At 61.3% G+C, this 22,741-nt stretch carries 22 protein-coding genes and 1 pseudogene; 11 read left to right on the top strand and 12 right to left on the bottom strand.

Going from position 1 to position 22,741, the window contains the following annotated elements; genetic code table 11:
• Positions 1-70: 70 nt before the first annotated feature.
• The gene (locus ACOYXG_RS11285) at positions 71-1,150 is read right to left on the bottom strand and encodes a saccharopine dehydrogenase family protein (RefSeq protein ID WP_460357763.1); all 1,080 of its coding nucleotides are present in this window, start codon (positions 1,148-1,150) and stop codon (positions 71-73) included.
• Between the two features lie 248 nt (positions 1,151-1,398).
• On the opposite strand from ACOYXG_RS11285, the gene ACOYXG_RS11280 reads away from it, so the two are divergent.
• Both ACOYXG_RS11280 and ACOYXG_RS11275 read left to right on the top strand, forming a co-directional pair.
• Positions 1,399-2,136 carry a type 1 glutamine amidotransferase domain-containing protein gene (locus ACOYXG_RS11280; RefSeq protein WP_414888568.1) on the top strand — a complete coding sequence of 246 codons (738 nt, stop codon included), beginning with the start codon at positions 1,399-1,401 and terminating at the stop codon, positions 2,134-2,136.
• A 37-nt stretch (positions 2,137-2,173) separates the two neighbouring features.
• Positions 2,174-3,178, top strand: coding sequence for an acetoacetate decarboxylase (ADC) (locus ACOYXG_RS11275; protein WP_460357760.1), 1,005 nt, complete (start codon positions 2,174-2,176; stop codon positions 3,176-3,178).
• Between the two features lie 15 nt (positions 3,179-3,193).
• On the opposite strand, the gene ACOYXG_RS11270 is transcribed toward ACOYXG_RS11275, so the two are convergent.
• Positions 3,194-3,673 carry a MerR family transcriptional regulator gene (locus ACOYXG_RS11270; RefSeq protein ID WP_096797692.1) on the bottom strand — a complete coding sequence of 160 codons (480 nt, stop codon included), beginning with the start codon at positions 3,671-3,673 and terminating at the stop codon, positions 3,194-3,196.
• A 72-nt stretch (positions 3,674-3,745) separates the two neighbouring features.
• Positions 3,746-4,441: a tRNA (adenine(22)-N(1))-methyltransferase gene (locus tag ACOYXG_RS11265; RefSeq protein ID WP_460357757.1), complete on the bottom strand. Its 696-nt coding sequence runs from the start codon at positions 4,439-4,441 to the stop codon at positions 3,746-3,748.
• Positions 4,442-4,681: 240 nt separating this feature from the next.
• On the opposite strand from ACOYXG_RS11265, the gene ACOYXG_RS11260 reads away from it, so the two are divergent.
• From ACOYXG_RS11260 to ACOYXG_RS11250, 3 genes are read left to right on the top strand one after another with little or no spacing between them, the layout of a single operon-like run.
• A complete protein-coding gene (locus tag ACOYXG_RS11260) occupies positions 4,682-4,876 on the top strand; it encodes a hypothetical protein (RefSeq protein ID WP_003224293.1) in 195 nt (64 codons plus the stop codon).
• Positions 4,873-5,205, top strand: coding sequence for a low molecular weight protein tyrosine phosphatase family protein (locus ACOYXG_RS11255; protein ID WP_027614182.1), 333 nt, complete (start codon positions 4,873-4,875; stop codon positions 5,203-5,205). The genes ACOYXG_RS11260 and ACOYXG_RS11255 overlap by 4 nt, the downstream gene beginning before the upstream one ends.
• Positions 5,206-5,253: 48 nt before the next feature.
• Positions 5,254-5,412 (top strand): DUF2986 domain-containing protein, encoded by a 159-nt coding sequence (locus ACOYXG_RS11250; protein WP_081730283.1) that lies wholly within the window; start codon positions 5,254-5,256, stop codon positions 5,410-5,412.
• Between the two features lie 31 nt (positions 5,413-5,443).
• Here ACOYXG_RS11250 and ACOYXG_RS11245 read toward each other — a convergent pair whose 3' ends face one another.
• Positions 5,444-6,040 (bottom strand): DJ-1/PfpI family protein, encoded by a 597-nt coding sequence (locus ACOYXG_RS11245; protein WP_103369725.1) that lies wholly within the window; start codon positions 6,038-6,040, stop codon positions 5,444-5,446.
• Positions 6,041-6,298: 258 nt separating this feature from the next.
• On the opposite strand from ACOYXG_RS11245, the pseudogene ACOYXG_RS11240 reads away from it, so the two are divergent.
• The 3 genes and pseudogenes from ACOYXG_RS11240 to ACOYXG_RS11230 all read left to right on the top strand — a co-directional run.
• Positions 6,299-6,694 (top strand): annotated as a pseudogene (locus tag ACOYXG_RS11240) (LysR substrate-binding domain-containing protein); the annotation flags it as partial.
• A gap of 100 nt (positions 6,695-6,794) precedes the next feature.
• On the top strand, positions 6,795-7,520 hold the full coding sequence (locus ACOYXG_RS11235; RefSeq protein ID WP_460357752.1) for an alpha/beta fold hydrolase: 726 nt from the start codon (positions 6,795-6,797) through the stop codon (positions 7,518-7,520).
• On the top strand, positions 7,521-8,078 hold the full coding sequence (locus tag ACOYXG_RS11230) for a GNAT family N-acetyltransferase (protein WP_460357749.1): 558 nt from the start codon (positions 7,521-7,523) through the stop codon (positions 8,076-8,078).
• A 79-nt stretch (positions 8,079-8,157) separates the two neighbouring features.
• Here ACOYXG_RS11230 and ACOYXG_RS11225 read toward each other — a convergent pair whose 3' ends face one another.
• Positions 8,158-9,543, bottom strand: a complete 1,386-nt coding sequence (locus tag ACOYXG_RS11225; RefSeq protein ID WP_460357746.1) for a hypothetical protein — start codon at positions 9,541-9,543, stop codon at positions 8,158-8,160.
• A gap of 121 nt (positions 9,544-9,664) precedes the next feature.
• Here ACOYXG_RS11225 and ACOYXG_RS11220 point away from each other — a divergent pair, with 121 nt between their 5' ends.
• Positions 9,665-12,046: a DUF3772 domain-containing protein gene (locus ACOYXG_RS11220; protein WP_460357743.1), complete on the top strand. Its 2,382-nt coding sequence runs from the start codon at positions 9,665-9,667 to the stop codon at positions 12,044-12,046.
• Between the two features lie 340 nt (positions 12,047-12,386).
• On the opposite strand, the gene ACOYXG_RS11215 is transcribed toward ACOYXG_RS11220, so the two are convergent.
• The 5 genes from ACOYXG_RS11215 to ACOYXG_RS11195 all read right to left on the bottom strand — a co-directional run bounded on the left by ACOYXG_RS11215 (position 12,387) and on the right by ACOYXG_RS11195 (position 16,835).
• Positions 12,387-13,151 carry an ABC transporter permease gene (locus tag ACOYXG_RS11215; protein ID WP_460357740.1) on the bottom strand — a complete coding sequence of 255 codons (765 nt, stop codon included), beginning with the start codon at positions 13,149-13,151 and terminating at the stop codon, positions 12,387-12,389.
• Positions 13,151-14,350 carry an ABC transporter substrate-binding protein gene (locus ACOYXG_RS11210; protein ID WP_346833878.1) on the bottom strand — a complete coding sequence of 400 codons (1,200 nt, stop codon included), beginning with the start codon at positions 14,348-14,350 and terminating at the stop codon, positions 13,151-13,153. Before ACOYXG_RS11210 ends, ACOYXG_RS11215 begins: the two co-directional genes overlap by 1 nt.
• The gene (locus ACOYXG_RS11205; RefSeq protein WP_460357737.1) at positions 14,316-15,158 is read right to left on the bottom strand and encodes an ABC transporter ATP-binding protein; all 843 of its coding nucleotides are present in this window, start codon (positions 15,156-15,158) and stop codon (positions 14,316-14,318) included. Before ACOYXG_RS11205 ends, ACOYXG_RS11210 begins: the two co-directional genes overlap by 35 nt.
• Positions 15,155-16,225: an acyl-CoA dehydrogenase family protein gene (locus ACOYXG_RS11200; protein ID WP_460357735.1), complete on the bottom strand. Its 1,071-nt coding sequence runs from the start codon at positions 16,223-16,225 to the stop codon at positions 15,155-15,157. Before ACOYXG_RS11200 ends, ACOYXG_RS11205 begins: the two co-directional genes overlap by 4 nt.
• A 64-nt stretch (positions 16,226-16,289) precedes the next feature.
• Positions 16,290-16,835, bottom strand: coding sequence for a carboxymuconolactone decarboxylase family protein (locus ACOYXG_RS11195; protein ID WP_460357733.1), 546 nt, complete (start codon positions 16,833-16,835; stop codon positions 16,290-16,292).
• A 103-nt stretch (positions 16,836-16,938) separates the two neighbouring features.
• Between ACOYXG_RS11195 and ACOYXG_RS11190 the strand changes: the two genes are divergently transcribed.
• Together ACOYXG_RS11190 and ACOYXG_RS11185 are read left to right on the top strand one after the other, a co-directional pair.
• Positions 16,939-17,850 carry a cupin domain-containing protein gene (locus tag ACOYXG_RS11190; RefSeq protein WP_460357730.1) on the top strand — a complete coding sequence of 304 codons (912 nt, stop codon included), beginning with the start codon at positions 16,939-16,941 and terminating at the stop codon, positions 17,848-17,850.
• 481 nt (positions 17,851-18,331) lie between these two features.
• On the top strand, positions 18,332-18,793 hold the full coding sequence (locus ACOYXG_RS11185; RefSeq protein WP_460357727.1) for a DUF3574 domain-containing protein: 462 nt from the start codon (positions 18,332-18,334) through the stop codon (positions 18,791-18,793).
• On the opposite strand, the gene ACOYXG_RS11180 is transcribed toward ACOYXG_RS11185, so the two are convergent.
• Positions 18,790-20,154, bottom strand: coding sequence for an APC family permease (locus ACOYXG_RS11180; protein ID WP_460357724.1), 1,365 nt, complete (start codon positions 20,152-20,154; stop codon positions 18,790-18,792). The two genes, ACOYXG_RS11185 and ACOYXG_RS11180, sit on opposite strands and share 4 nt — an antisense overlap.
• Before the next feature lie 41 nt (positions 20,155-20,195).
• Positions 20,196-22,583: a TonB-dependent receptor plug domain-containing protein gene (locus tag ACOYXG_RS11175; RefSeq protein ID WP_460357722.1), complete on the bottom strand. Its 2,388-nt coding sequence runs from the start codon at positions 22,581-22,583 to the stop codon at positions 20,196-20,198.
• Positions 22,584-22,741 lie beyond the last annotated feature (158 nt).

The raw sequence follows: 22,741 nt of genomic DNA, 5'->3' as shown, positions 1-22,741 counted from the left end.
CAGTCCTCAACTGGAGATGAGGCCACCTTAAGATTGAAGTGAACTTGAAGGTCAACGACTTTTTTCAAGGTCATTCAATGTTGATTTCGCTCGACCCAGGCAAGTGCGTCACTAGATCCGCGCCCAGCAACCGCGCAGGTGTGTAGGCACCGCCGGGCGGACGTGCCTGCAACAGATAGCCGACCACCGCCAACGCAGCGTCGATCGTCAGGCTGTAAACGTTTGCGGTGTGCACGCGGGCGACTTTGCTTTCACCGCGCGCATTGCGGGCCTCGCCCCACACATAGGTGCCTTGGTCAGCACGCTTTGCCTGATCCGGGCCGGTCACTGTCTTGCCGATGCGCGCCTTGAGCAGCCGCTGCACAAACGACAGTCCCAGCAACGGACGAATCCAGTTGGCGAGCCTGGCGCCGCGAATCATCCCCGCCGAACCCGGTATGAACACCTCGATATTGGCGATGCCGGTGGTGTGCCAGGCGGTGGACACATCGCCCCAGGGGATGGTCATCGCCCGCTTCTCCCCGGCACCGAAATCGATACGCCGTACCCGATAGGCCAGCGGCACGGAAACGATCTTGCCGTCGCGTCGGACCTTGCCACCCTGCGCCAGGCCTTCGATTGAAGTCTTGGCAGTGCCGGGTGAAAAGCTCGAACGTGAATCGAAGCCCAGCGCCAGATGCGTCGCATCCGGCAGCGCGTCTTTCAGGGCGGCGGCGACACAATCGGTCGGGACTACATCGAAGCCGACGCCGGGGCAAATGACTGACCCCGCTACCCGCGCCCGCTCATTTAGAGACTGCGCATGTTCGAATACGGCAATCTCGCCAGTGATGTCCAGATAGTGTGCGCCGGCTCGCAGGCAAGCCTCGATCATCGGCGCGGCGGTCGCGGAAAACGGCCCCGCGCAATGCAGAATCAAACCGTGGCCCTTGATCTGCGCCAGCAACCGCGCAGGGTCGTCCAGACCGAACACCCGGGCTTCGAGACCCAGTTCCCGGGCCAACGCTTCGACCTTGTCGCAGCTACGTCCGGCCAACACCGGCCTGAGTCCACGCCTGACGGCATCGCGAGCGATCAGCTCGCCGGTATAGCCGTTGGCGCCATAAATCATCCATTTCATCGGTGTATCCGGTTGGTCTTGCTGACTCATGCCTGGCTCCTGAGTGGATTGATGACCGGCGTTATTGCCTTGCCCAATCAGCTTCAGACGCTAGCGTTAAAGTCAGGTTGAGGGTCAAGCAAAAGTCCGGTGGCATCAGCACAAATTATTCGCAGCAGCGGGGTTGACCTTAAAGCGAGGTTTAAGGTGAGCATGCGCTGACCTGCTTGCTCGATGGAGCCCGGAAGATGCTCAAGACCCTTGTTTCCTCTGCCCTGTTATTGATAGGTGGTGCTTTCATGACGTTTGCAAATGCTGAGTCGGCGGCTACCAAGGATCGCCAGATCCTGGTGATCATGACCAATCACGCCAGCTATCCCTCTCGAACCGATACCACCGGGTTGTGGCTGACCGAACTGACCCACTTCACCGATGTGGTGGAAGCCGCCGGCTACACCACTGTGTTTGCCAGCCCCAAGGGTGGCGCGGTGCCTCTGGACGAACGCAGTCTGGGCTGGTTGTACATGGACAAGGCTGCGCGGGAGCATTTGCAGTCCCCTGCGTTCCGCGCGCGCCTGGCCAATACGCTGCCGATCGCCGAGGTCGATCCGTCCCGCTTCGGCGTCATCTACTTCACCGGGGGCCATGGCGTCATGTGGGACTTTCCCGACAACCCTGACCTGCGCCGTGTCGCCGAAACCATCTACAACCAGGGCGGCATCGTGTCGGCCGTGTGCCATGGCGTAGCGGGTCTGCTGGATCTGAAGGACAGCCAAGGCCAATTGATCATCAAGAACCGAAACATCACCGGCTTCTCTGACCGCGAAGAGCTGCTCTCGGGCATGAAAAATCAGGTGCCATTCTTTCTTGAGGACCGCTTGGTGAGCCAGGGCGCGCACTACCGCAAGGGCTGGCTGCCGTTCACTTCATTTGCCATTACCGATGGAAGACTGGTGACCGGCCAGAACCCTCAATCGCCCAAAGCCGTAGCTGAAGCCGTGATGGCGGTGCTCAACGCCGACGAACGAACGCGCTAAATCTTTTTGTAGTGCCTACCCACCGGAGAAAGTCCGATTGAAACTCGCAAGCGCCGTTTTAACAGGATTGCTGATCACCACTTTTGCCAACGCTGCGTTGGCGGAGACACCTGAAATGCCCGACCTGACCGAGACCACCACCATCGACATTGCCGGCCATTCAGTACCCGTCGTCAAGGGTGGCCTCTATGACCGCTTTCGCTCCAATCCGCCGTTGTCGGTGATTGCCGCCGAAGTCCCGGGCGTTGATTTAAGCTGGTTCAAAGGACTGGAAAAGCACAAGGTCGACATTGGCTTCGAGTCCTATTCCCCAAACTTCTACTACCAGAACAGTCGTGTCACGGCGATCTATACCGCCGACCTCGACCGGCTCCGGGCGTTGATGCCGCCCGAAATACTGACCACCGTGCAACCGCTGCAAGTCTGGCCAGGACGTGGCTTGATCGCGTTCACTGCGTACACCTACGAGCATTGCGATAACGACGCCTATAACGAAGTTGCCGTGTCGATCATCACCAACAAACCCGGCAAAGCCAACCTGGGCCCGCTCACGTTGATTGGCCAGTCGATGTCAGAAGACTTCTGGGGTTATGTGCTCAAGTTGCCGGTCAATACCGAGCTGGCACGGGTGCGCGGAGTCGTCGGTTACAACCTGCCGAAGTGGCTGACCGGGATTGATCGCAAAGAAAACGGGCAATCCGTGATCTATGAGATCAGTGACAGCCAGACCGGCAAACCGGACGTGTCCTTCACTGCGAAGAAGCTCGACAAACTGTCGCGCGATGAGGATATCGTCACCAGCAGCTTTACCAACCTCGATCACCAGGGCCAACTGGCCTATGGCTACGCGGTGTCGCGCCAGCTCAGCCACGGTTCCAGCCGGGACGCGGATGCCGCCACGCTGACACTGGGCGATGGCAGCCTGTCGAACTACTTGCGCGACTTGAAGCTGGGGAAAATGCTCAAGTACGAATATGTCCCTGAGTTCCAGAGTGCGCTCTATGCGCCAAAACCGCTTGCCACGCTGGTTGGCAATCGCTGAAAGCGGTAACGCCCGTCAGGCTCTGGATGTCTGACGGGCGTTTGCTTTTCTTGCCGCAGCTGCTGGCTGCTTGTCGGGCGCAGAAGCCACGCCTTCTTCGCACAGCCGTTGGATCAGCCTCTGCGCATTGTCCGCACACGCCATCCCCGCAGGTTTGCCCTCGATCCCCTTGATGACCAGCAGTAGTTGTTCCTTGTTCTGCGCCAGCCGTTGCTGCAGCACCTCGATTTCTTCGACCTTTTGCTTCAAGCCACTGAGCAACTGGTCGTGCTGCCAGCCACTCGCGTTCATCGGCATCAACTGACGGATTTCCTCCAGGGAGAAACCTGCCGCCTGCGCGCCGGTGATGATATGCAACACCCACTGTGTGTCGGGGGCGTAATCGCGATAGCCATTGGCTTTGCGCGCGACCGAAGTGATCAACCCGCTCGCCTCGTAAAAACGGATACGCGATGGCGCCAGTCCGCTGATTTTTGCCAGTTCACCAATTCTCATGTCCGACTCCGCAGCACGTTAACCTTTAAGCTGACTTTAAACCTGAAGGGGTGCAACAGCCAACACAGCAAATCACGCCAACAGCTCAGTCAACCACTGCACCTGCCGTGCAACCTCTTCCAGCTTCTCCTCGGGCACAGCCTGGCGTGCCTGTTTGAAGCTGCTCAGGGTTTTCTGTTTCTGCCTTAACAAGCGCTGCCATTTGGCGATGAATGCCGGGCTGAGCGTCTGCATCAGCAACGGGCCGAAGTACAACTGTTCGGCGCTGTAGCTCAGCGGTGCGCCGCGCTCGGCGACGATGATTTCGTAGAAGAAACGGTTTTCCTGCAGCACTTCCTCATCGAGGATGCGGTAGCCGTTGTCCATCAGCCATTGGCGCAGGGGTTGCTCGCCGCCGTTGGGTTGCAGGATCAGTCGTTCGTGACCGTGCAAACGCGCCTTGCCGCTGTCGAGGATGTCGCGAATCGTCTCGCCGCCCATGCCGCAGAGGCTGATCGCGGTGATTCCGTCATCAGGTTCGATCGCCGCCAGGCCACTGGCCAGACGCACGCTGATGTGCTGCTGCAGATCGTTGTCGCGCACCGTGCGCACCGCGGCATGGAACGGCGTCAGCGCCACCTCGCCGGCCACCGCCGCAACGATGGCGCCACGGCGCATCAGGGCCACCGGCAGATAGCCGTGATCCGAGCCGATATCCGCCAAACGCGCGCCGGCCGGTACATGCGCCGCCACCCGCTCCAGTCGCATGGACAATGTGTGTTCGTTCAACTGCCGCCCTCTTCACCAGCCATCGCCGGCGCTGCTGGCCGGACAAGGGGCGCGACTCTAGCGGGCAATGGTGGGTATTTCAAATCCGGGCAAGCGCCTTACTGCGTTGGTGTGACCAGTGGCTGCAGAGACAAGGCTTCAACGGCTCAACCACCTAGCCACTGCGTCGATTCACGCTTACCATACCCACAACTCGTATTACTGCGGCTGCTGAACCCGGTACTCACGAGGAAATGAAGCATGGACAGAACCCGCGCCTGGAGACGTCATCAGGCCCGTAAACGGGGCAACGGCAAAGCGGCTGATCCGCTGAAGTTCAAACCGCCAAAGAACTGGAAGCTGATGTATACCCGTGCCGACAAACTCGCCAGGGCGCGCCAACTGGGCATGAGCTATCCCATCCGCACCACCCGCCAATTGCTGGATCAAGTGTGACCAATCTCCTGTTCGTGTGCAGCCGCAACCAATGGCGCAGTCCGACGGCGGAGGCGATCTGGCGCCGTCGGCCCGGTTTCGAAGCCCGCTCGGCAGGCACCAGCCCCAACGCCCGCAAACCCATCGGCCCGGCGGATATCCGCTGGGCCGATGTCATCTTTGTCATGGAACGCAAGCACCTCAATCGCCTGCAAGCCGAATACGCCCGATTACTTGAACACAAGCCGATCCACACGCTGGATATTCCAGATGACTATCGCTTCATGGATCCCGAGCTGGTGGATATTCTTGAGGACGCCGTGAAGCCTTATCTCGAGCCTTGGGCTTAGTGCTCAGGCTGCCATCCTCATCACCGTACTTTCAAATTGAGTAGAAACATGAACCGCCAAAAGAAACTGCAGCAGTTGTTCAAGGAAAAGGCCAAAAAGGCCAGCGCCAAACTCGCGCCGAAAAAGCCCAAGTACATCAGCAAGGCCGACCGCGCGAAACTGGCTGCCGAAGCGGCGGCCGAACCGGTTGAAACCCGTGAGAGCTGATTCGCTGCTTCAGGCGTCGATTAAACGTGCTTTACAGATACGCCTCGATGTTCGCGATCGCCCGATCGATGTAGAGCTCTTTCTCGCCAACGGGCGTCACATAATGAAACGCGTTGCGGGTGGCCTCCACACCGGCCAGACGGGCGATGAACCAGGCCGCCATATATTGTGAGGACAGGCAACCGCCAGCGGTGGCGACATTGCCCTTGGCCATGAACGGCTGATTGAGCACCGCCACACCGGCCTCCTCCACCCAGGGCTTGGTGATCAGATCGGTACAGGCTGGGACGTCATTGAGCAGGCCGAGCTTTGCCAGGATCAGCGTGCCCGAGCACTGGGCGCCCAAGAGCTGGCGCTGCGGATCGAACCGTAGCCGCGCCATCAGCTCGGTATCCGCCACGATATCCCGGGTCAGACTTCCGCTGCCCACCAGCACCGCGTCCGCGTCGCTCGCCTCCTCCAATGACACCTGAGCCTCGATCACCAGGCCATTCATCGAACGCACTTTTTCCGTCGGGCTGGCGATCGACACGCGCCAATCGGGCTGTTTGACCCGGTTGAGAATGCTGAACGCGATAAGCGAATCCAGTTCGTTGAAGCCTTCAAAGGTCAGGATGGCGATGTGCATGGTGAGTCTCTAAATGGGCGATGACTCATCGTAAAATCTGCCGCTTATCACAATCAAAAAATTGTCATGGGTACATTGCAGGCGACATCGACGGGCATTTGATACACCGGCTACGCGCCACGGAAAGGACGGCTGAACAACCGCGTCGTCTCGCCCTATACCTTCTCAGGCGACCACGCCTGCATGCCTGCCAGGAACGATCGGGCTGTAGCTTTCAGCCAGTGGCTGTAGGAAAGTGGCAAACACAAGGAGCGATTCGTCGGCATCGCCCGCAAAGGGCACCCGGCACTGGTCAAGCGCGGCAAACATTTGCATATGGAACTGGATGACTTCACGCGCCTGCCGCACGTTCTGATTTCGCCCCGGGGCGACGCGCGGGGTGCTGTCGATGACGCGCTGGAACAGCTCGGTCGCAGCCGCAAGGTCAGCATCACCTGCCCGAGTTTTCTCGCAGTGCCATTCATGGTTGGCGCATCGGAATCGATTGCCGTGGTCGCCGAACGCATCGCTTTACAGCTGCAGGAAACAGCACAGCTGAGCATTTTTGAATTGCCTTTGCCGCTACCGACCTGGGAGGTCTTCGTCGTCCGCGCACGCGGGCGCGCCAACGAGCCTGCGGTTGAATGGTTGACCAGAATGCTGATCGACGACTGATGATAGATCTCGTGCATCGAGAGGCTGCACCAATGCCATTGGATAGCGCGCCTCGGTACTCCTAGAGTGCGGACATCCGTTCAACATCCCTGGAATTCTCATGCAAACCGAGCCCACGCTGGTCATGGTCCCTTGCTTCGCCGGTGCGCCGTGGCAGCTCAACCAACTCAGCCACTTGCAGCACCGCGCCATGCGTACGTTGCGCTTACCGGACGACGTCGCTGATCTGGAAACGCTCGCCAACTTCATCGTTGATCAAGTGAAAGATCTCGAATGCTACGTGCTGGTGGGCGACTCCTACGGCGCGGTCGCCTCGATCGCGGTTGCAACGCGCCAGCCAAAAGGCCTCAAGGGCCTGGTGCTGTCCGGCGGTTTCGCCAAAAACCCGATCACCTCGCCCCTGCTGAAAACGCTGGCCGCGCTGGCGCCGTTCTTCCCCGGGCCGTTTTATCGACAGACCACCCTGCGCTTCCACGCCGCGCAACTGGCTTCGTCGTTCGACAAGGAAGGCGAAATCCCTTGGTCAACCGCCAACAGCCGCGCCTTCTTCATCAAGCAAACCCCACACAAGGCCTACGTCAACCGCGTGCGCTCGATCGAGACCGTCGACTACACCGCCCTGCTGGCAAAGATCGACGTGCCGACGCTGATCCTTACGCCCGAGGAAGACAAGCTGATCGGCAAAGAGGCTGCAGGGATTCTGCTGAAGGGGATAAAGACCGCGCAAGAAGTCGTCATGCCGAGAACCGGGCATATGTTCAGGTTCTCGCATCCGGGGGCGTATTCGCTGGAGGTCAGCAGGTTTCTGCAGCGGGTGGCGCTTTGAGTGATTTTGGGTCAGTCAGATGCTGCGGGCCATGATCTATCCGAATTGCCGTTTATTGTTGCAGCCGCTAGCCTCAGCAAAAGTCAAAAGCACAAATCAGAGACCCGCATGACGCTACGCCCCGCCACCGATAGCGACCAGCCAGCCCTCTTCGACTTGCATCGAGCAGTCTTCCGCGAACACATCGAGAAAATATGGGGCTGGGATGAGAGTTGGCAACGCGCAAATTTCGCAACGGAATTCGCCTGCGCAGCCACTTCGGTTATTGAACAAAACGGCCGGATTGTTGGCTATGTGCAGATTCTGGACAAGGAAGATCGAATCCATGTTCAGAACATCGCTATTTCGCCCGAGTACCAAGGCAAGGGTATTGGGTCGCGCATTCTGAAGAACCTCCAGCTGCAAGCCGCTGCCCGTCAAGTGCCCTTGCGATTAGGCGCTTTTCGCACGAACACTCTGGCGCAGAAGCTCTATGAACGGCTGGGCTTTCGCAGGACTGGGGCGACGGACACGCATATCGAAATGTCGTGGACAGGCCATGACAGACAGCAGCCGTGATCCGGATCCAACCGCGTAGCAGACCTTCCCCGATTCAACCTATCCGGGTTCGGGCACTCATGCCTGCCTGACATCAACTTCATGTTAGCCTGGCAACCGACCCTGTCGGCAATACCCCGTCCTTCTCAAGCGCAGTCAGTTTCGCGACAACTCGGGCACGCTCGCTTTCCGATGTTTCGCGGTCAGTAATCGAGTAAGTCTGGCCATAGACCCATGCACGCAACTGCTCAAGCACGGAAGGTTCAGCAGGTGTGCGAGACAGCTGCTGCAACAGATACCCGGCCTGTGTCCATTTGGGCATCAGTTCAAGCAGTGCCTGACGTCGAGAGGCGGACAGCGCTGGCCAGAGGGTCTCGAGCTGAGCGCTGAATGCTGACTCGATGACTTTCCATGGCTGCGGGCGCAGGCCGCGTACTCCGGCCTCGAACACCGGGCGTGACGGATCCGCGATCGCCGCGATCAGTAAATCAGGCCTGCCCTCTCCTTCGAGGCTCAGGACCAGTGACCGAACCTCGCCACTGTTTTGGCTGAGGGCCGCGTTCATCCACCCTTGCGGGATTGCCATGCCAAGCGACTGCGCCAACCCGAGTACGCCAAGCCAACGGGCTTTGGTGGCGGGAATCTCGCCTGCCAGTTGCGCTTGAAGTACCTGCAACGGGTCGACGCCATACTTTCTGGCGGCCCAGAGTGCAGTCGATCTTGCTGCAGACGATGGGTCGGTCAGAAAGTCTTCGATCAGTCGTGTGCGATCCGTTTGCAACTCAATGGCTTGCAGAAACGACAAGCGCCTGAGAATGCTGCTGTTGCTGGATAGTCCATAGGCGATGGCCTTCTGAGCCGATGCCAGAGGCAGCGCCATTGCCCTGCCGAGCGCAGCCCGACGCACACTGAAATCTGCATGATGAAGGCTCGCAACAAGAAACGCCTCCAGCTCATCTGCGCGCTTTGTCTGAGCGAGTACCCTGAAAAATAACCGCGTACAGGCGCCACGGCTGGTTTCGAAGGCCGCCGTGGTTTGCGCGAGGCACTCAGGTGTTGCCAGCAGCGCTTCAAGCTTTTGGATGGTAACGCCATGGTCTTCGCGTCGGCGCTGCTCAAGGGCAAGGATGGCGGGAGTCTTGGCGATCAGCCAAGGGCCATACTCGGGTGTCAGATAGTCCGCGAAAGCGTCTCTGGCCGCCGCGCGTACCTGCGGCACCCAGTCGTTGAGCCGCACGATAATGGACGCCAGCCGCTCGATCGACTGCGATGAGCGGATTTGCCGTAGACCGGCCTCCCGGTCGAATCCATCCCAGGACGTGACCAGCCACTTCCAGTCGCGCACTGGCAATACTTCTGGTGGATCTACTGGATCTACTGAGCGTTCGGCTTTTGCAGTGGTGGATGTTTTTCCGGTGAGCCTTCGCAACAAAACTTTCCACATGTAGCTGACTATCCCTGACGTCCGAACATTGGCGTGAGCCATAGCATGCCTGTCGCTGAGTTTTTTTGAAACGCATGCCCTGCTCCCCCGAAATTTTCCGCCGCGCCCGGTTCGATCACCTAACCTCATAGCTTGTGTGATCAACGAGAACCGGCCCCCTCTCATGCGCAACACATTGAAGTCATTGTTTTTTGTCGCGCTGCTCCTGCTCGCTCCAGGCGGTTCGGCGTTGTGGGCGGCGGATTTGCCGGCGTCTTCGGCGACGACTCCGGCGCCGCTGGTGGAGGTCTCGCAAAGTGATCTGCAAGCCCTGCAACTGCGCCTCGACGGGCTGAAGCAGCAGATTTCCGCTGCCAACAACTACAACCAGCTCGAAGGTCCGCAAGATCGGGTGCAGACCTTTATTCTGGATGTCGATCGGTTGTCGGCATCGTTGTTGCCGCAGCAGGCACAACTGGCGGTGCAACTGGGGGTGCTCGGCGCAGCACCGGATACGCAGATTGCCGCCGAACAGGCGGAAATCGCCGCGCAACGGGCGCAGCTCAACGAGCAGAAAAACAAGGTCGATGCCACGCTCAAAAGCCTTGCCGCGCTCAAACAAAGCGCCGCCGAGCTGATCACGCAAATCGCCGGCATTCGCCGCACACTGCTCGAAAGCGAACTGACGCTGCGCACCGACAGCATTCTGAGTCCGGCCTTCTGGTCGCCGCTGGTGGTGCCGGAGCCGGATGACCGTCAGCGCCTGAAGTTTTTCATCGATCAGGTCAGCATCACCTGGGCCACAGTCTGGGCACCGGGGCAGCGCTTTTTCACCTGTGTGCTGGTGCTGCTGGCGCTGGCTTTCTGGACTGTCGGCCGCCGATTCGCCGAGCGCGGGCTGACCTGGTTGTGCATCCACCGCATGCCGGAGGGTCGCCTGCGCCGCAGCGCGCTGGCATTCGCCTCGGCACTGGCGACCCTGGGCACCACGGCCATCGCCCTGCATCTGCTGTTCTATGCCTGCACCCGCCACGAACCTTTGACGCCCATGCTGCAGACTTTTTCCGAGGAGTTCGAAAAAGCCGTTTACGCCTGTGTCCTGATCACCGCGCTGAGCCGCGCGCTGCTGTCGACTCAGCATCCTTCATGGCGGCTGCCGGCGATAGCCGACTCGGTGGCGCTGGCGTTGCGGCCCTATCCAAGGATTCTCGCTGCCACTCTGCTGGTGCTGGTAACGCTGGTGCAGGTCAGCAACGCCACCGGCATGAGCAGCCAGATCGTGATCGCCCAGCGTGGGGTGATTGCCATCGTGGTGATCGTGATTCTGGTGCCGCTGCTGTTGCGCGTCGGCAAAGTGCGCAAAGCGTTGCTCACCGCCAATGACCCGGAGGCCGGCAGCACGTTCGCCGGGGCGATCTACAGCATTGCCACGGTGTGCATGTGCGTGTCGGCGCTGGCTCTGCTCACCGGCTATGTGTCGCTGGCCCGCTTCGTCACCTATGAATTGGTCTGGGCCTATATCGTGCTGGCCGGGTTCTATTTGCTGGTGCAGGTGGTCAAGGATGCCTGCGAATACCTGTTCTCGCCGCGCTACTCGGCCGGCAAGACCATCAAGCAGACTCTTGGCATGGGCGACCGGCGGCTGGAGCAGATTTCGATTGTGCTGTCCGGTGCCAGCCGCGCCGGGCTGCTGTTGCTGGCGGTGATCACCCTCTTCGTCGGTGGCATCGGCACCACGTTCGGGCAACTGACCACCAATGTCATGGGCATTCTCGGTGGCGCCGGGTTGCGCAAGCTGAACATCGTTCCGGCGCATCTGATCAATGCCGTGCTGGCGCTGCTGATCGGCATCTACCTGATCCGTGCCCTGCGCCGCTGGCTCGACAACGAATTCCTGCCCAAGACCGATATGGATCCGGGCATGTGCGCGTCGTTGAGCACGCTGTTTTCCAATATCGGTTATGCCACGGTCATCCTCCTGACGCTGTCGTCGCTGGGCGTGCGCTGGACCAATCTGGCGTGGATCGTCAGTGCGCTGTCGGTGGGGATCGGTTTCGGCTTGCAGGAGATCGTCAAGAACTTCGTCTCCGGGCTGATCCTGCTCACCGAACGCCCGGTGAAGGTCGGCGACCTGATCAGCATCAGCGGCGTGGAGGGCGACATCCGCCGGATCAACGTGCGCGCCACGGAAATCCAGCTCAGCGACCGCTCCATCGTAATCGTGCCCAACTCGCAACTGATCTCGCAGAACCTGCGCAACGTCACCCTCGGCGGCAGCGCCCAGGGGGTGGCAAGCCTGGAGCTGATGTTCCCGCTGGACATCGACCCGGAACAGGTCAAGGAACTGCTGCTCAATACCTACCGCGAAAACGAAAACATCCTCGACAAACCGGCGTCGTACGTGCGCTTCAGCAAGCTGTCGCCCGATGGCATCACCTTGACGGTGACCGGCTACGTCGGCAGCCCGCGGATTGTCGGCGGGACCAAGAGTGATCTGCTGTTCGAGATACTCAAGCGACTGGGGGATGCGGGGATTGCGCTGGCGAAACCAGCCGCCACGCCGTAGCAGACCACCCCCTGTGGAAGGTGACTTGCCAGCGACGGCGGTGGGTCAGTCTGAAGTGATGGCGGCTGACACGGCCCCATCGCTGGCAAGCCAGCTCCCACAGGGGTTTGCGGTTAACGCAAATGTGCCGGCTGGCCTAAAGCATTGTAGGAGTGAGCCTGCTCGCGATGGCGGTGGTTCAGTCACAGCGGGGGTGACTGACACGCCCCCTTCGCGAGCAGGCTCACTCCTACAGGGTTCTGCGGTGGGCGCGGAGTTGGCGACTGGCCGAGATCATTGTGGGAGCTGGCTTGCCAGCGATGGCGGTGTGTCAGTCAACGTGATGGTGGCGGGAAGAGGCTCAGGCCGGCGCCCAACGCCGATGCAGCCAGCGCGCAAACGCATCCAGCGCAAAGCCCAGCACACCGATCAGCAGCACCATCGCCATCAGTTCCGAATACGCCAGTCGATCACGCGTATCGAGGATGAAGTAGCCCAACCCGGCGCTGACCCCGAGCATCTCGCACGGCACCAGCACGATCCACAGAATGCCGATCGACAGCCGCACCCCGGTCAGCACATGGCCGAGCACGCCGGGCAGGATCACCTTGCGCAGGGTTTCCCAGCGGGTGGCGCTGAGGCTGCGGCTGAGTTGCAGCCAGCGCGGGTCGAGCTGGCGCACACCGGCCACGGTGTTGAGCAGGATCGGCCACACCGCAGCGAAGGTCAGCAGGAAGTAGATCGGCTGATCGCCAACGCCCATCAGCATCACCACCACCGGCATCCACGACAGCGGCGAGATCATCCGCAGAAACTGAAATGCCGGCGTGGTCGCCGCTTCCAGATGCCGGTGACTGCCAATCATCAAGCCCAGCGGCACGCCGATCAGCAGCGCCAGCAGCAGACCGACCAGAATCCGCTTCAGGCTGACCAGCACATGCTCGTACAGCTCCGGGCGCAGCAACAGTTCGCCAAGGCTGGCCAGGGTTGCCTCGGGTGAAAAGCGCAGCGCCAGGCTGTCGTTGCCGCCGAACACGTGTACGCCCAGCAACCACAGCAGCAACAGGCACAACAGCCCCGCCACACCCAACAAACCGTGTACGGTCGAAGAAGATCGCTGACGCATCAGAGGCTGAACTCCTCGCTGCGTTCGAAGCTTTCCGGCAGGCCAAAGGTCTGCATGCCGCCAACGGCCGCGATGGCATTGCGCACGAAGCGATCATCCACCAGATCCTTGGCGGTCTGCTGCGGATCAAGGCCGGCGAGGAAACCCTTGTCGCCCTCGATCAGCGTGTCCTTCAGACGTTTGACCAGTTCTTCGGTGTAGCTGGGGAACGGGTACGGCTGAAAGTCGATGCGCTGCTCGTCCCAATGGCTGTGCTGGATCGCGCCGCTGGCCAGATACTGCTCGCGGTCGCTGGTGGCCGGCGACAGCACCCGGTCGAGCACCGGTTGCGCGTGCGGCGTGTAGCGATTTTCGCCGTCCTTGGACAGCAGTTTCGCCGCCTCGGCGCGGTTGTCGCGGGTCCAGACCTGCGCCTTGACGATGGCGTTGACCACTTTCTGCGACCACTCGGGGCGGTTGTTCAGATCCTGCTCGTGCATGAACACCACGCAGCAGGCGTGATTGCGCCAGACGTCGCCGGTAAAGCGCTGCACGCGGCCAACCTTGAGTTCCTCGGCCAGGGCGTTGAACGGCTCGGCGACGATGTAGCCGGCAATGCGTTTGCTCGCCAGGGCTGGCGGCATGTCCGACGGCGGCAGCACCAGCAGATTGACCTCGTTCGGCGCCAGCGCGGCGCTCGCCGATTTGCTCACCGGCACCAGACCGTGGTCGCGGAACAACTGCTGCACCACCACGTTATGAATCGAATACCAGAACGGAATCGCCACCGACTGCCCGCCAAGTTGCTTGACCTCGGTGATGCCCGGCGCCACGGTCAGGCCCGAGCCGCCGACGTGGTTCCACGCCACGACCTTGGCCGGCACCTTGCTGCCGTAACGCGCCCACACGGTCATCGGCGAAAGCAGGTGAATCACGTTGACCTGCCCGGAAATGAACGCCTCGATCACCTGTGCCCAACTGCGCAGCAGCACCGGGCGCTCGGCCTGAATGCCTTCGGCCTCGAACAGGCCGTTGTTGTGCGCGACCAGCAGCGGCGTGGCATCGGTGATCGGCAGATAACCGATGCGCACCGGCGCGTTCGGCTCGGACGCGGCGCGGGCGTTCAGGCTGTTGAGCAACGGCAACGCGCCGCCAGCGGTCAGCAACGCGCTGAGTTTGAGGAAGTCACGACGTGTGTGAGTGAAGTCGTCCAGGCACATGGTCAATCTCCGACGTAGCGGGCACAGGTTGAATGAGGGGGTTGCGGCTCGCCCGCCGAAGGGTTTTGAGGATGTCGATGCGCAGCGCGCCCAGTTCCTCGACCAGCTCGGCACGCGGCTGAGGCAGGTCGATGCGCCACTCGCCGAGGATGTGCGCCGGGCTGTTACCCAGTAGCAGAATCCGCTCGGAAAGCAGCAGGGCTTCGTCGATGTCGTGGGTGATCAACACGGCTGCGGTGTGGTGCTCGGCAATCAGTTGCAGGAGCAACTGCTGCATGTCGGCGCGGGTGATTTCATCCAGCGCACCGAACGGTTCATCGAGCAACAGCACCTGCGGCTGCCGCGCCAGACAGCGGGCCAACGCGGTGCGCTGGGCCATGCCGCCGGACAACTGCGCCGGGTGCTGCTGACGTGCATGTTCGAGGCCGACCGCAGCAATGGCGTGGTCGATCCGCGCCTTGCGCTGCTCGGCCGTGAGGTGCGGCTGGCGAGCGAAATCGAGACCGAAGGCGACGTTCTTTTCCAAAGTCAGCCATGGCAACAGGCTCGGGTCCTGAAACGCCACCGCCACCCGTGGATGTGCGCCGGTCAGTGGCTCGCCAAGCAGGCTCACCCGACCCTGTTGTGGCGCCTGCAGACCCGCCAGCACTCGCAGCAGACTGGATTTGCCGACACCGCTGGGGCCGAGAATGGTCACCACTTCACCGGGCTGCAATTGCAGGTCGAAGTGTTCCAGCACGGTGTGCCAGCCCTGCTCCCGTGGGTAGCCGAGGCTGACGCCCTGCGCTTCCAGCACCGGCGCAATCATGCCGTCGCTTCCCGTTTCTGCCGCTGCAATTCAGCGCGCAATTGCACCAGGCTCGGGGTGACAATCGGCACGAACGCCGACTCGCGCCAGCGCCGGGCGAAACCGCTGCCGTGCTCCGTCAGATAGGCCTTGCCGCCGCTGGATTGCAGTTCCAGTTGCACGGCGTTGGCGGCGGATTCGGCCAGCGCGATGCGGATCTGGAACAAGGCGCCCGGCTGGGTCAGGAAACGTCCGTCGTGCAGACCCTGCTTGAGCGCATCGACGCTCTGCGCCAGTTGCTCGCGTTGTTCCTGCAACGGCTCCAGCAGAATCGAACGGCCGTCCTGCAAATGTCCTTCGACCTCGGCCAGCGCCCGTCGCGCCAGACCAATCGCCATGCCGCACTGCAAGCCAAGGAACGCCGGGCGCACCGCTGGCAGAAACTTGCGCGCATCTTCATGCAGCAGCCATTCGCGTCCGACCGCCACTTGCGCGAAATCGATTGCTGCGGTGTTGCTCGATTGCAGCCCCATCAGTTGCAGATCGGCGGAACGTTGTACGCCGGCAGCGTCATCGGCGATCGCCAGCACGAACGGCGAACCACCCTCCTCGTGCTCGATCGCCGCCGCCACCACGAAACCGCTTTTGCGCAGATTGGTCACCCAGTGCAGGCGCCCGTTCAAGGTCCAGCCTTCTGCGGTGTGGGCGGCACGCACTTGCAGTGCCTCGATGCCCGACAGGTATTTCATCGCGTTGGACAAACCGGTAGCCCCGGCCAGCTCTCCGCGGAGCAACGCCGGCAGCAGTTTTTCCCTCAGCGCCGCGTTGGGGCTGTGCAACAGATATTCGATGAAGGCCCGTTGGCCCCAGAACACAAACGCCGCCGCCAATGAATGGCTGGCGACGGCGGCCAGGGTTTCGACGGCATCACTTACGTGACCACCGCTGCCGCCCAGCGCCGGGCTGATGCCGACCCGTAGCACGCCGGCCTGCGCCAGTTGCGTCAGCACCTGTTGTGGATCGCCGTCGCCCGCATCCAGGGCCTGGGCGTTGTGTTCCAGCCATTGCGTCAATGCCTGATTGAGCATGTCGTTTCTCTCCTTGTACGCAGCCGCATCAACCATAGACGATGCGGCCTGAAGCGCTGGCCGATTACGCGCGATACGGCGCCAGCTCGGGGTTGAGCGGCGTGTCGGCGAACACGTTGGCGAAGTTGCACAGGGTCGCCAGGCTGATGCCGAGGATCACTTCCAGCGCATTGCCTTCGGTGTAGCCGGCAGCCTTGAATTGGTTGAAGGTCTGGTCGCTGACCTTGCCCCGGGTGGCAATCACTTCGCGGGCAAACGCGGCCAGGGTTTCCAGTTTTTCCGCGGGCACGGTGGCTTTCTCACGCAGCGCACTGACCACTTCCGGCGGCAGTTTGGCCTTATTCAGCGCCACGGCGGTATGACCTGCGACACAGAAATCGCAACCATGGTGGGTGGCCGCAATCAGTTGCACCACTTCGCGCTCGGCAAGGCTGAGTTCGGACTTGCCATTGAGCGCCGATACCGTAACGTAGGTTTCCAGCGCGGCCGGGGCATTGGCCAGCACGGCCAGCAGGTTCGGAATGAATCCGGAGTTTTTCTGCGCATTTTCCAGAAACGGTCTGGCGGCTTCGGGAGCGCTTTGCACGGTGTGAAGAGTGACGCGCGACATGGAGTGGACTCCTGTTGTTGAGTGTCCGGCCAGTCTGTTGGTTATAAAAATTTCGATCCATATTCTAAAGTAGCGATTACTTGCTCCTGAGTGTTTCCATTAGATGATTTCGTCCAGCCCCCTGGTTGATTGGTTATTAGAAAGCCTCGAACTCGATGCCAGCCTGTTTCACGTCGGGCGCTATTGCGGTGGTTGGCATGCAAGTACGCACGGACTGGCGCGCGCCAGTTTTCACTTGATCGTGCAGGGCCGCTGCTGGCTGCACATTGACGGGCAGGAGCAGTCGATAGTGTTGAACGCCGGAGATGCGGTATTTCTGCTGCGCGATCTGAACTACCGCCTCTCCAGCGCCGAAGAGCCGGCCCTCGCCCAAACGCTGCCGCGCAGGGCCATGACCGCGCTCGACAGTCAGGCACAGGATGGCGTCGGGCTGGTCTGCGGGTTCTTTCATTTCAAGTCCGGGCTGTCGTCGCTGATCATCGAAGGCCTGCCGGACTGGATCATCCTGCGCGCGGGCGATCCTTCTTCGAGCGCGGCGCGAGCCTTGTTCGAGTTGATCCTGCAAGAGTGCGAACGCTTGCCGGCGCCCTCCTCGGCGCTGCTCGAACGCTTGAGTCATCTACTGTTTTTGTATGTGTTGCGCCAACAGATGGCCGACAACCAGAGCCTCGGCGGCCTCGTGGCTTTGGCGCGCAATCCGCAGTTCGCGCCGTTGCTGGACCAGTTGATCGAACAGCCGCAATTACCGTGGTCGCTGGAGAGCATGGCGGCGAGTATCGGCCTGTCGCGCTCGGCGTTTTTCAAACGCTTCAACGAACTGGCCGGGCAATCGCCGGGGCAGGTATTGCTGGCGTTGCGCATTCGGCATGCCTGCCAGTTGCTGCGGGCCAATCACACGGTGGAACAGGTGTGCGCGGCCGTGGGCTATCAGTCGATCGCCGCATTTACCCGAGCGTTCGCCAAGTCGGTGGGGGTGCAACCGGGGGCTTATCGCAAGCAGCATGAGGGGCGCTGAGCGACGCGTTAGTACGCCGTCGCTGCTGGAAAGCACCGAGAGAAACTGTGGGAGCTGGCTTGCCAGCGATGGCGTTGGTGCATCCAACAACTTTATTGACTGAACCGGCGCTTTCGCGGGCAAGCCCGCTCCCACAGTGGATGATGCCGATCAGCGGATCTGTGTACACCGCAAAAACTTGTGGGGGCTGGCTGGCCAGCGATGGCGTTGGTGCATCCAGCATCTTTATTAGCTGAACCGGCGCTTTCGCGGGCAAGCCCGGCTCCCACAGGGGAGATGTGTGGATCAAGGGATTTATGCACGCCACGAGACCTGTGGGAGCCGGGCTTGCCCGCGAAGGCGGCGGTACATTTGGCATCCTGGCTTGGTTCGTTCCTTATTCCACTAATCAACCACAAAACCATTTTTTAATCTTTTATCGCTATTAACCTCGCCCTCTATAATTGCGCCCCTGTACTCAACTCATAAAAAGGGATGCTTCATGCAAAGACGCCTGTTACTGGCCGCACTGTTCGCCACTGTCGCCGGTTGTGCCAGCCCGCCGCCTGCCGCCGTTCACACCCATGACCCCGCCAGTTCAACCCTGCAAGGCGATGCCACACGTCCGGCGCAGGCGCAGTGGATCCGCACCGAGCTGTACTTCTCGGTGGGCACGGTGGATGGCAAGGAAGGCGCCGTCAGCCCGGCGCGCTGGCGCGCGTTTCTCGACAAGGAAGTGACGTCGCGGTTTGCCGACGGTTTCACCGTGTTCGATGCCTATGGGCAGTGGCGCGATCATGGGGCGCAGGAGCCGGAGCGGTTGAGCACCAAGGTCATCGTGATCCTGCACGAGAACAATCCGCAGAACGCCGGCAACATCGAAGCGATTCGTTTGGCGTACAAACGCATTACCGGTGACTTGTCGGTACTGCGTCTGTCGCAACCGGCCGACATATCGTTCTAATCGCTGATCTGCCCCAGAGCTTGCCGAGGCGTCGACGCCAGGCGGCTCAATCCCGCTAGCAGCAGCGCGCCCACCAGCAACACGCCAATCCCCAGAAACGCGCCCCACCCCACCACCGTCACGCTCGAATAGAGCATGTACAGGCACAGACCGAAAAACAGCAGCGGCACCAGCGGATACAACGGCACCCTGACCGGCCTCGGCACGTCGGGAAAGCGCCGCCGCAGAATGATTAGCGCCAGGCTGCTGAAGCTCAGAAACAACCAATACACCGGGGTCAGGTACTCGACCATGGTGTTGAAGCCGCTCTGGGTGAAACTGCCGAACAGCACCAGCAACAATGCCACCGCGCCCTCCGCCAGCAAGGCTTTGCGCGGCACGCCGTCGCGTTCGTGCCACTCGCCGAAGCGACGCAACTGCGGCACATCGCGGGCCGCGGCATAGGTGGTGCGGGCGCCGACCAGCAAGGTCGAGTTGATGCTGGCGATGGCCGCGATGCCCACCATCAGCAGAATCAGCAGCACCCCCGGCGCACCGAATGCACGGTTCAACAGTTCCACCGCCGGTGCGTTGCTCGCCGCCAGTCCGGCGAATCCCAGGCCTCGCACAAACGCCCAGTTCAGCGCCAGATAAATCGCCATCAGCAGCGTCAGCGCACCGAGCATGGCGATGAATATTCCGCGTCGACCATCGCGCACTTCCGCCGACAAGGTCGCCGCATCGCTCCAGCCGCCGAACGCCAGAAACACGAAAATCATCGCCGCCGAAAACCCGGCCATACCGGTGTTTTCCGGCACAACCGAAACGCTCGCTGGCTCCGCTTCGAGCCCCTGCCACGCCAGCCACACCCCGGCGCTGGCGATACTCAGAAAGCCCAGCGCCAACAAGCCGACCAACAAGGTCTGGGTGATGAAACCGATGTGCTTGCCAGTGAGATTGAGCAACACCAGCGCAGCGATCACCCCGCCGGCAAACAGCCCCGAGCCGTATCGACCGAGCGGCACCACGGCATTGACGTAATCGGCAAACATGAACGCCGACAAGGCGATCCAGCCGGTGTGCATCACCGAGAAGCGCGACCAGGCGAACAGGAACCCCATGCGCTCGCCATAGGCCGTGCGCAGAAAGTGATAGTCGCCGCCAGGATGTGGAAATGCCGTGGCCATCTCGGCGAAGCACAAGGCCCCGGCCATCGACGCGAGACCGCCGAGCACCCAGACCCAGTAGAAATATTCCGGCCCGACGTTCAGCGCCACGGTCGGCGCGGTCTTGAGGATGTCGGTGGTGATCACCATGCCCAGCGTGATCAGCAACGCCTGCAGCACCGGCAGATGGCGCTTGGGGCCATTAGAGTGATTCATGCAGAGTCCCGCAGAAGATCCGCCATCCATGGCGAATCGGCTCAGAAGCCGTAAGTGGCGCTGGCGTAGTAGTAAGCGCCGTTGGTGCCGATCGGCGACAGCACGTCATACGGCAAGTTGCCGCCGTAGTTGATCGCCGAGCCGGAGCGTTCCGGGTAGTTGTCGGTGAGGTTGTTGCCGCCCAGGGCGACGCTGAATTTCGGGGTGAATTTGTAGGTCACCTCGGCGTCCAGTTGCCACACTGCGCCATAGGTCTGCTCCGGTTGCGAGTCGCCGAAGTCGAATACGCGGGTGGTCTCGCCCTGCCGGGTCAGACGCCCGAGTAGGCCCCAGTGCTCGCTGGCCCAGTTGGCGGAAAACACGAAACGATCCTTGGGCGCAGCGTCAGTCAGGGTGTTGGTTTCTTCAACGCCGACCAGTGCATCGCTGCCGATCCCCAACGCCGTCAATTGCGAGGGTGTGCCTTTGGTGCTGGTGACTTTGGTGTGGTTGTAGGTGTACGCGGTGGTCAGGCCCAGTTGCCCTTCATACAGCGGCTGATGGTAGTTGAGCACCAGTTCGGCACCGTGGGTGCTGGTGTCGGCGGCGTTGGTGAAGAAGTTGACATCGTGCACCCCGGCCACGCCGAAGTTGTCGTTGATGTATTGCTCCATGGCGTCGCTGCCGATGCGCTGCGACAGGGTGATGCGGTCCTTGACGTCGATGCGGAACACATCGAGCGAGGCGTCGAAGCGTTCGTTGAGCTGGAAGGTCAGCCCCAAGCTGAAGTTCTTCGAGGTTTCCGGATCAAGCTTCTCGGCCCCCAGCGCGCGGGCGATCGGATCGTTGACCGAGAGCACACGAATATCGGTGAGCGTGCCGCCTTCGCCGAAGTTGCTGGTGGTGTTCTGGAAACCGCTCTGCGCCAGCGACGGCGCGCGGAAGTTGTTCGACACCGCACCGCGCAACGCCCACTGCTCGGTCAGTTTGTAGCGACCACTGAGCTTGCCGGTGAGTTTGCTGCCGGCATCATCGTAATGTTCCCAACGTGTGGCCGCGTCGACGAAGAAGCGGTCGGTGAGATCGCCCGACAACTCGGCGTAGGTCGCAAACACGTTGCGGTCCAGGTCCGACTCTTCGCTGGGGCGCAGACCGTTGGCACCGTCAGCGCCGGAGCCGATGTAGGAGACCTCGTCACCGGCGTAGGTCAGGTAGTTTTCATAGCGGTATTCACCGCCCAGCGCCAGTACGAACGAGCGTCCGCCGAGGCGCAGTTCGCGGCTGAAATCGAGATTGCTGGTGGTCTGGCGCAGCTCGTAATCGCCGGTGTCGAACCTGGTCGGCGAGTCCTCGCCGAGGCTGACGTTGAGGGTGCGGCGGGTGGAACCGTCGAAGCGGTTGCGGCCATGGGTGACGCTGCTGTCGAAGTCCCAGTCTTCGCCGATCATGCCTTTGAAACCGGCGGTGGCGGAGACGTCCTTGTTGTCGCCCAGCGACTGCGGCAGGTAGCCGTTGGGATAGAACTGCGGCTGCTCGTAGGGGTAGCGATAGAATTCGGCGCCGGTGGTGTGGCGCTGGTTGTAAGTGCCGAAGCTGTAGGCTTTGCCGCCGGCCAGCGGCAGCTCGCTGTTGAACCACAGGTTGACGTCGCGCGCCAGGCCGTCGCCCATCACGTAGTTGCGCTGGTCCGGGGTATCGGCAAAACCGTCGAAACCGGCGCGGTTGGTCGGGTTGCGATTTTTGTACTCGGTGCCGCCGCGAATGAACCCGCCCTCTTCTCCCAGGCGCGTGCCGATCTTCGCGGTGGTCACGCTGTTCTGGCCGTCGGTGGTGGTTCTGCCGATGGCGTCCTGATGGGTGTGAAACGCGCCGTAACTGGTGGACACTTCCCCGCCCTCGGGCGCGTCGTCGAGGATGATGTTGATCACCCCGGCAATCGCGTCGGAACCGTACTGCGCCCCGGCGCCGTCGCGCAGCACTTCGATGCGTTTGATCGCGCTGATGGGGATCGAGTTGAAGTCCACCGGCGCCGTGCCACGACCGATTTTCGACGAGTCGTTGACCACCGCCGAGGTGTGACGGCGCTTGCCGTTGACCAGTACCAGCACCTGATCCGGGCTCATGCCGCGCAACTGTGCGGCGCGCACGTGGTCGGCGCCACCGGAGTTGGACTGACGCGGCATGCTGAACGATGGCAGCAACGTCTGCAGCGCCTGGCCCAGTTCACCGTCGGCCGCGCCGGTGGACTTGAGATCGGCGGCGGTCAACACGTCAACCGGCACTGGAGAATCCAGAACCGTGCGAGCAGTGCCACGGGTGCCAGTGACCAGCACGGTACCCAGCCGTGTGTCATCGTCAACGCGGGTGGAAGTGTCTTCGGCTTGCGCCGGAACTTGCCAGATCGCACCGACCACCGCGATGGCCAGTAATGAACGGGAACGCTGATACATGGGACAGCTCCTTTATCGCAGCTAATACCCGGCCGTTGCCGACAATAAAGGGTCGGCAATCAATGCACGGCAATGTCTGCTGTAGTTTTAGAAATCAGGAAGGCGGTGAAGGCTGGTTAAACGTATTGAGTTGGTTAAGCGCAGAATCCCCAAAGTTA

It is taken from the genome of Pseudomonas sp. G3-39, from assembly GCF_054790485.1.
This window is presented reverse-complemented; position numbering and strand designations above follow the sequence as displayed.

Bases quoted from the DNA above. Each gene is read 5' to 3' on its own strand.
- ACOYXG_RS11285 (WP_460357763.1), bottom strand. From the start codon at position 1,150: ATGAGTCAGCAAGACCAACCGGATACACCGATGAAATGGATGATTTAT.
- ACOYXG_RS11280 (WP_414888568.1), top strand. From the start codon at position 1,399: ATGACGTTTGCAAATGCTGAGTCGGCGGCTACCAAGGATCGCCAGATC.
- ACOYXG_RS11270 (WP_096797692.1), bottom strand. From the start codon at position 3,673: ATGAGAATTGGTGAACTGGCAAAAATCAGCGGACTGGCGCCATCGCGT.
- ACOYXG_RS11260 (WP_003224293.1), top strand. From the start codon at position 4,682: ATGGACAGAACCCGCGCCTGGAGACGTCATCAGGCCCGTAAACGGGGC.
- ACOYXG_RS11250 (WP_081730283.1), top strand. From the start codon at position 5,254: ATGAACCGCCAAAAGAAACTGCAGCAGTTGTTCAAGGAAAAGGCCAAA.
- ACOYXG_RS11245 (WP_103369725.1), bottom strand. From the start codon at position 6,040: ATGCACATCGCCATCCTGACCTTTGAAGGCTTCAACGAACTGGATTCG.
- ACOYXG_RS11235 (WP_460357752.1), top strand. From the start codon at position 6,795: ATGCAAACCGAGCCCACGCTGGTCATGGTCCCTTGCTTCGCCGGTGCG.
- ACOYXG_RS11225 (WP_460357746.1), bottom strand. From the start codon at position 9,543: ATGGCTCACGCCAATGTTCGGACGTCAGGGATAGTCAGCTACATGTGG.
- ACOYXG_RS11220 (WP_460357743.1), top strand. From the start codon at position 9,665: ATGCGCAACACATTGAAGTCATTGTTTTTTGTCGCGCTGCTCCTGCTC.
- ACOYXG_RS11215 (WP_460357740.1), bottom strand. From the start codon at position 13,151: ATGCGTCAGCGATCTTCTTCGACCGTACACGGTTTGTTGGGTGTGGCG.
- ACOYXG_RS11210 (WP_346833878.1), bottom strand. From the start codon at position 14,350: ATGTGCCTGGACGACTTCACTCACACACGTCGTGACTTCCTCAAACTC.
- ACOYXG_RS11205 (WP_460357737.1), bottom strand. From the start codon at position 15,158: ATGATTGCGCCGGTGCTGGAAGCGCAGGGCGTCAGCCTCGGCTACCCA.
- ACOYXG_RS11200 (WP_460357735.1), bottom strand. From the start codon at position 16,225: ATGCTCAATCAGGCATTGACGCAATGGCTGGAACACAACGCCCAGGCC.
- ACOYXG_RS11195 (WP_460357733.1), bottom strand. From the start codon at position 16,835: ATGTCGCGCGTCACTCTTCACACCGTGCAAAGCGCTCCCGAAGCCGCC.
- ACOYXG_RS11190 (WP_460357730.1), top strand. From the start codon at position 16,939: ATGATTTCGTCCAGCCCCCTGGTTGATTGGTTATTAGAAAGCCTCGAA.
- ACOYXG_RS11185 (WP_460357727.1), top strand. From the start codon at position 18,332: ATGCAAAGACGCCTGTTACTGGCCGCACTGTTCGCCACTGTCGCCGGT.
- ACOYXG_RS11180 (WP_460357724.1), bottom strand. From the start codon at position 20,154: ATGAATCACTCTAATGGCCCCAAGCGCCATCTGCCGGTGCTGCAGGCG.
- ACOYXG_RS11175 (WP_460357722.1), bottom strand. From the start codon at position 22,583: ATGTATCAGCGTTCCCGTTCATTACTGGCCATCGCGGTGGTCGGTGCG.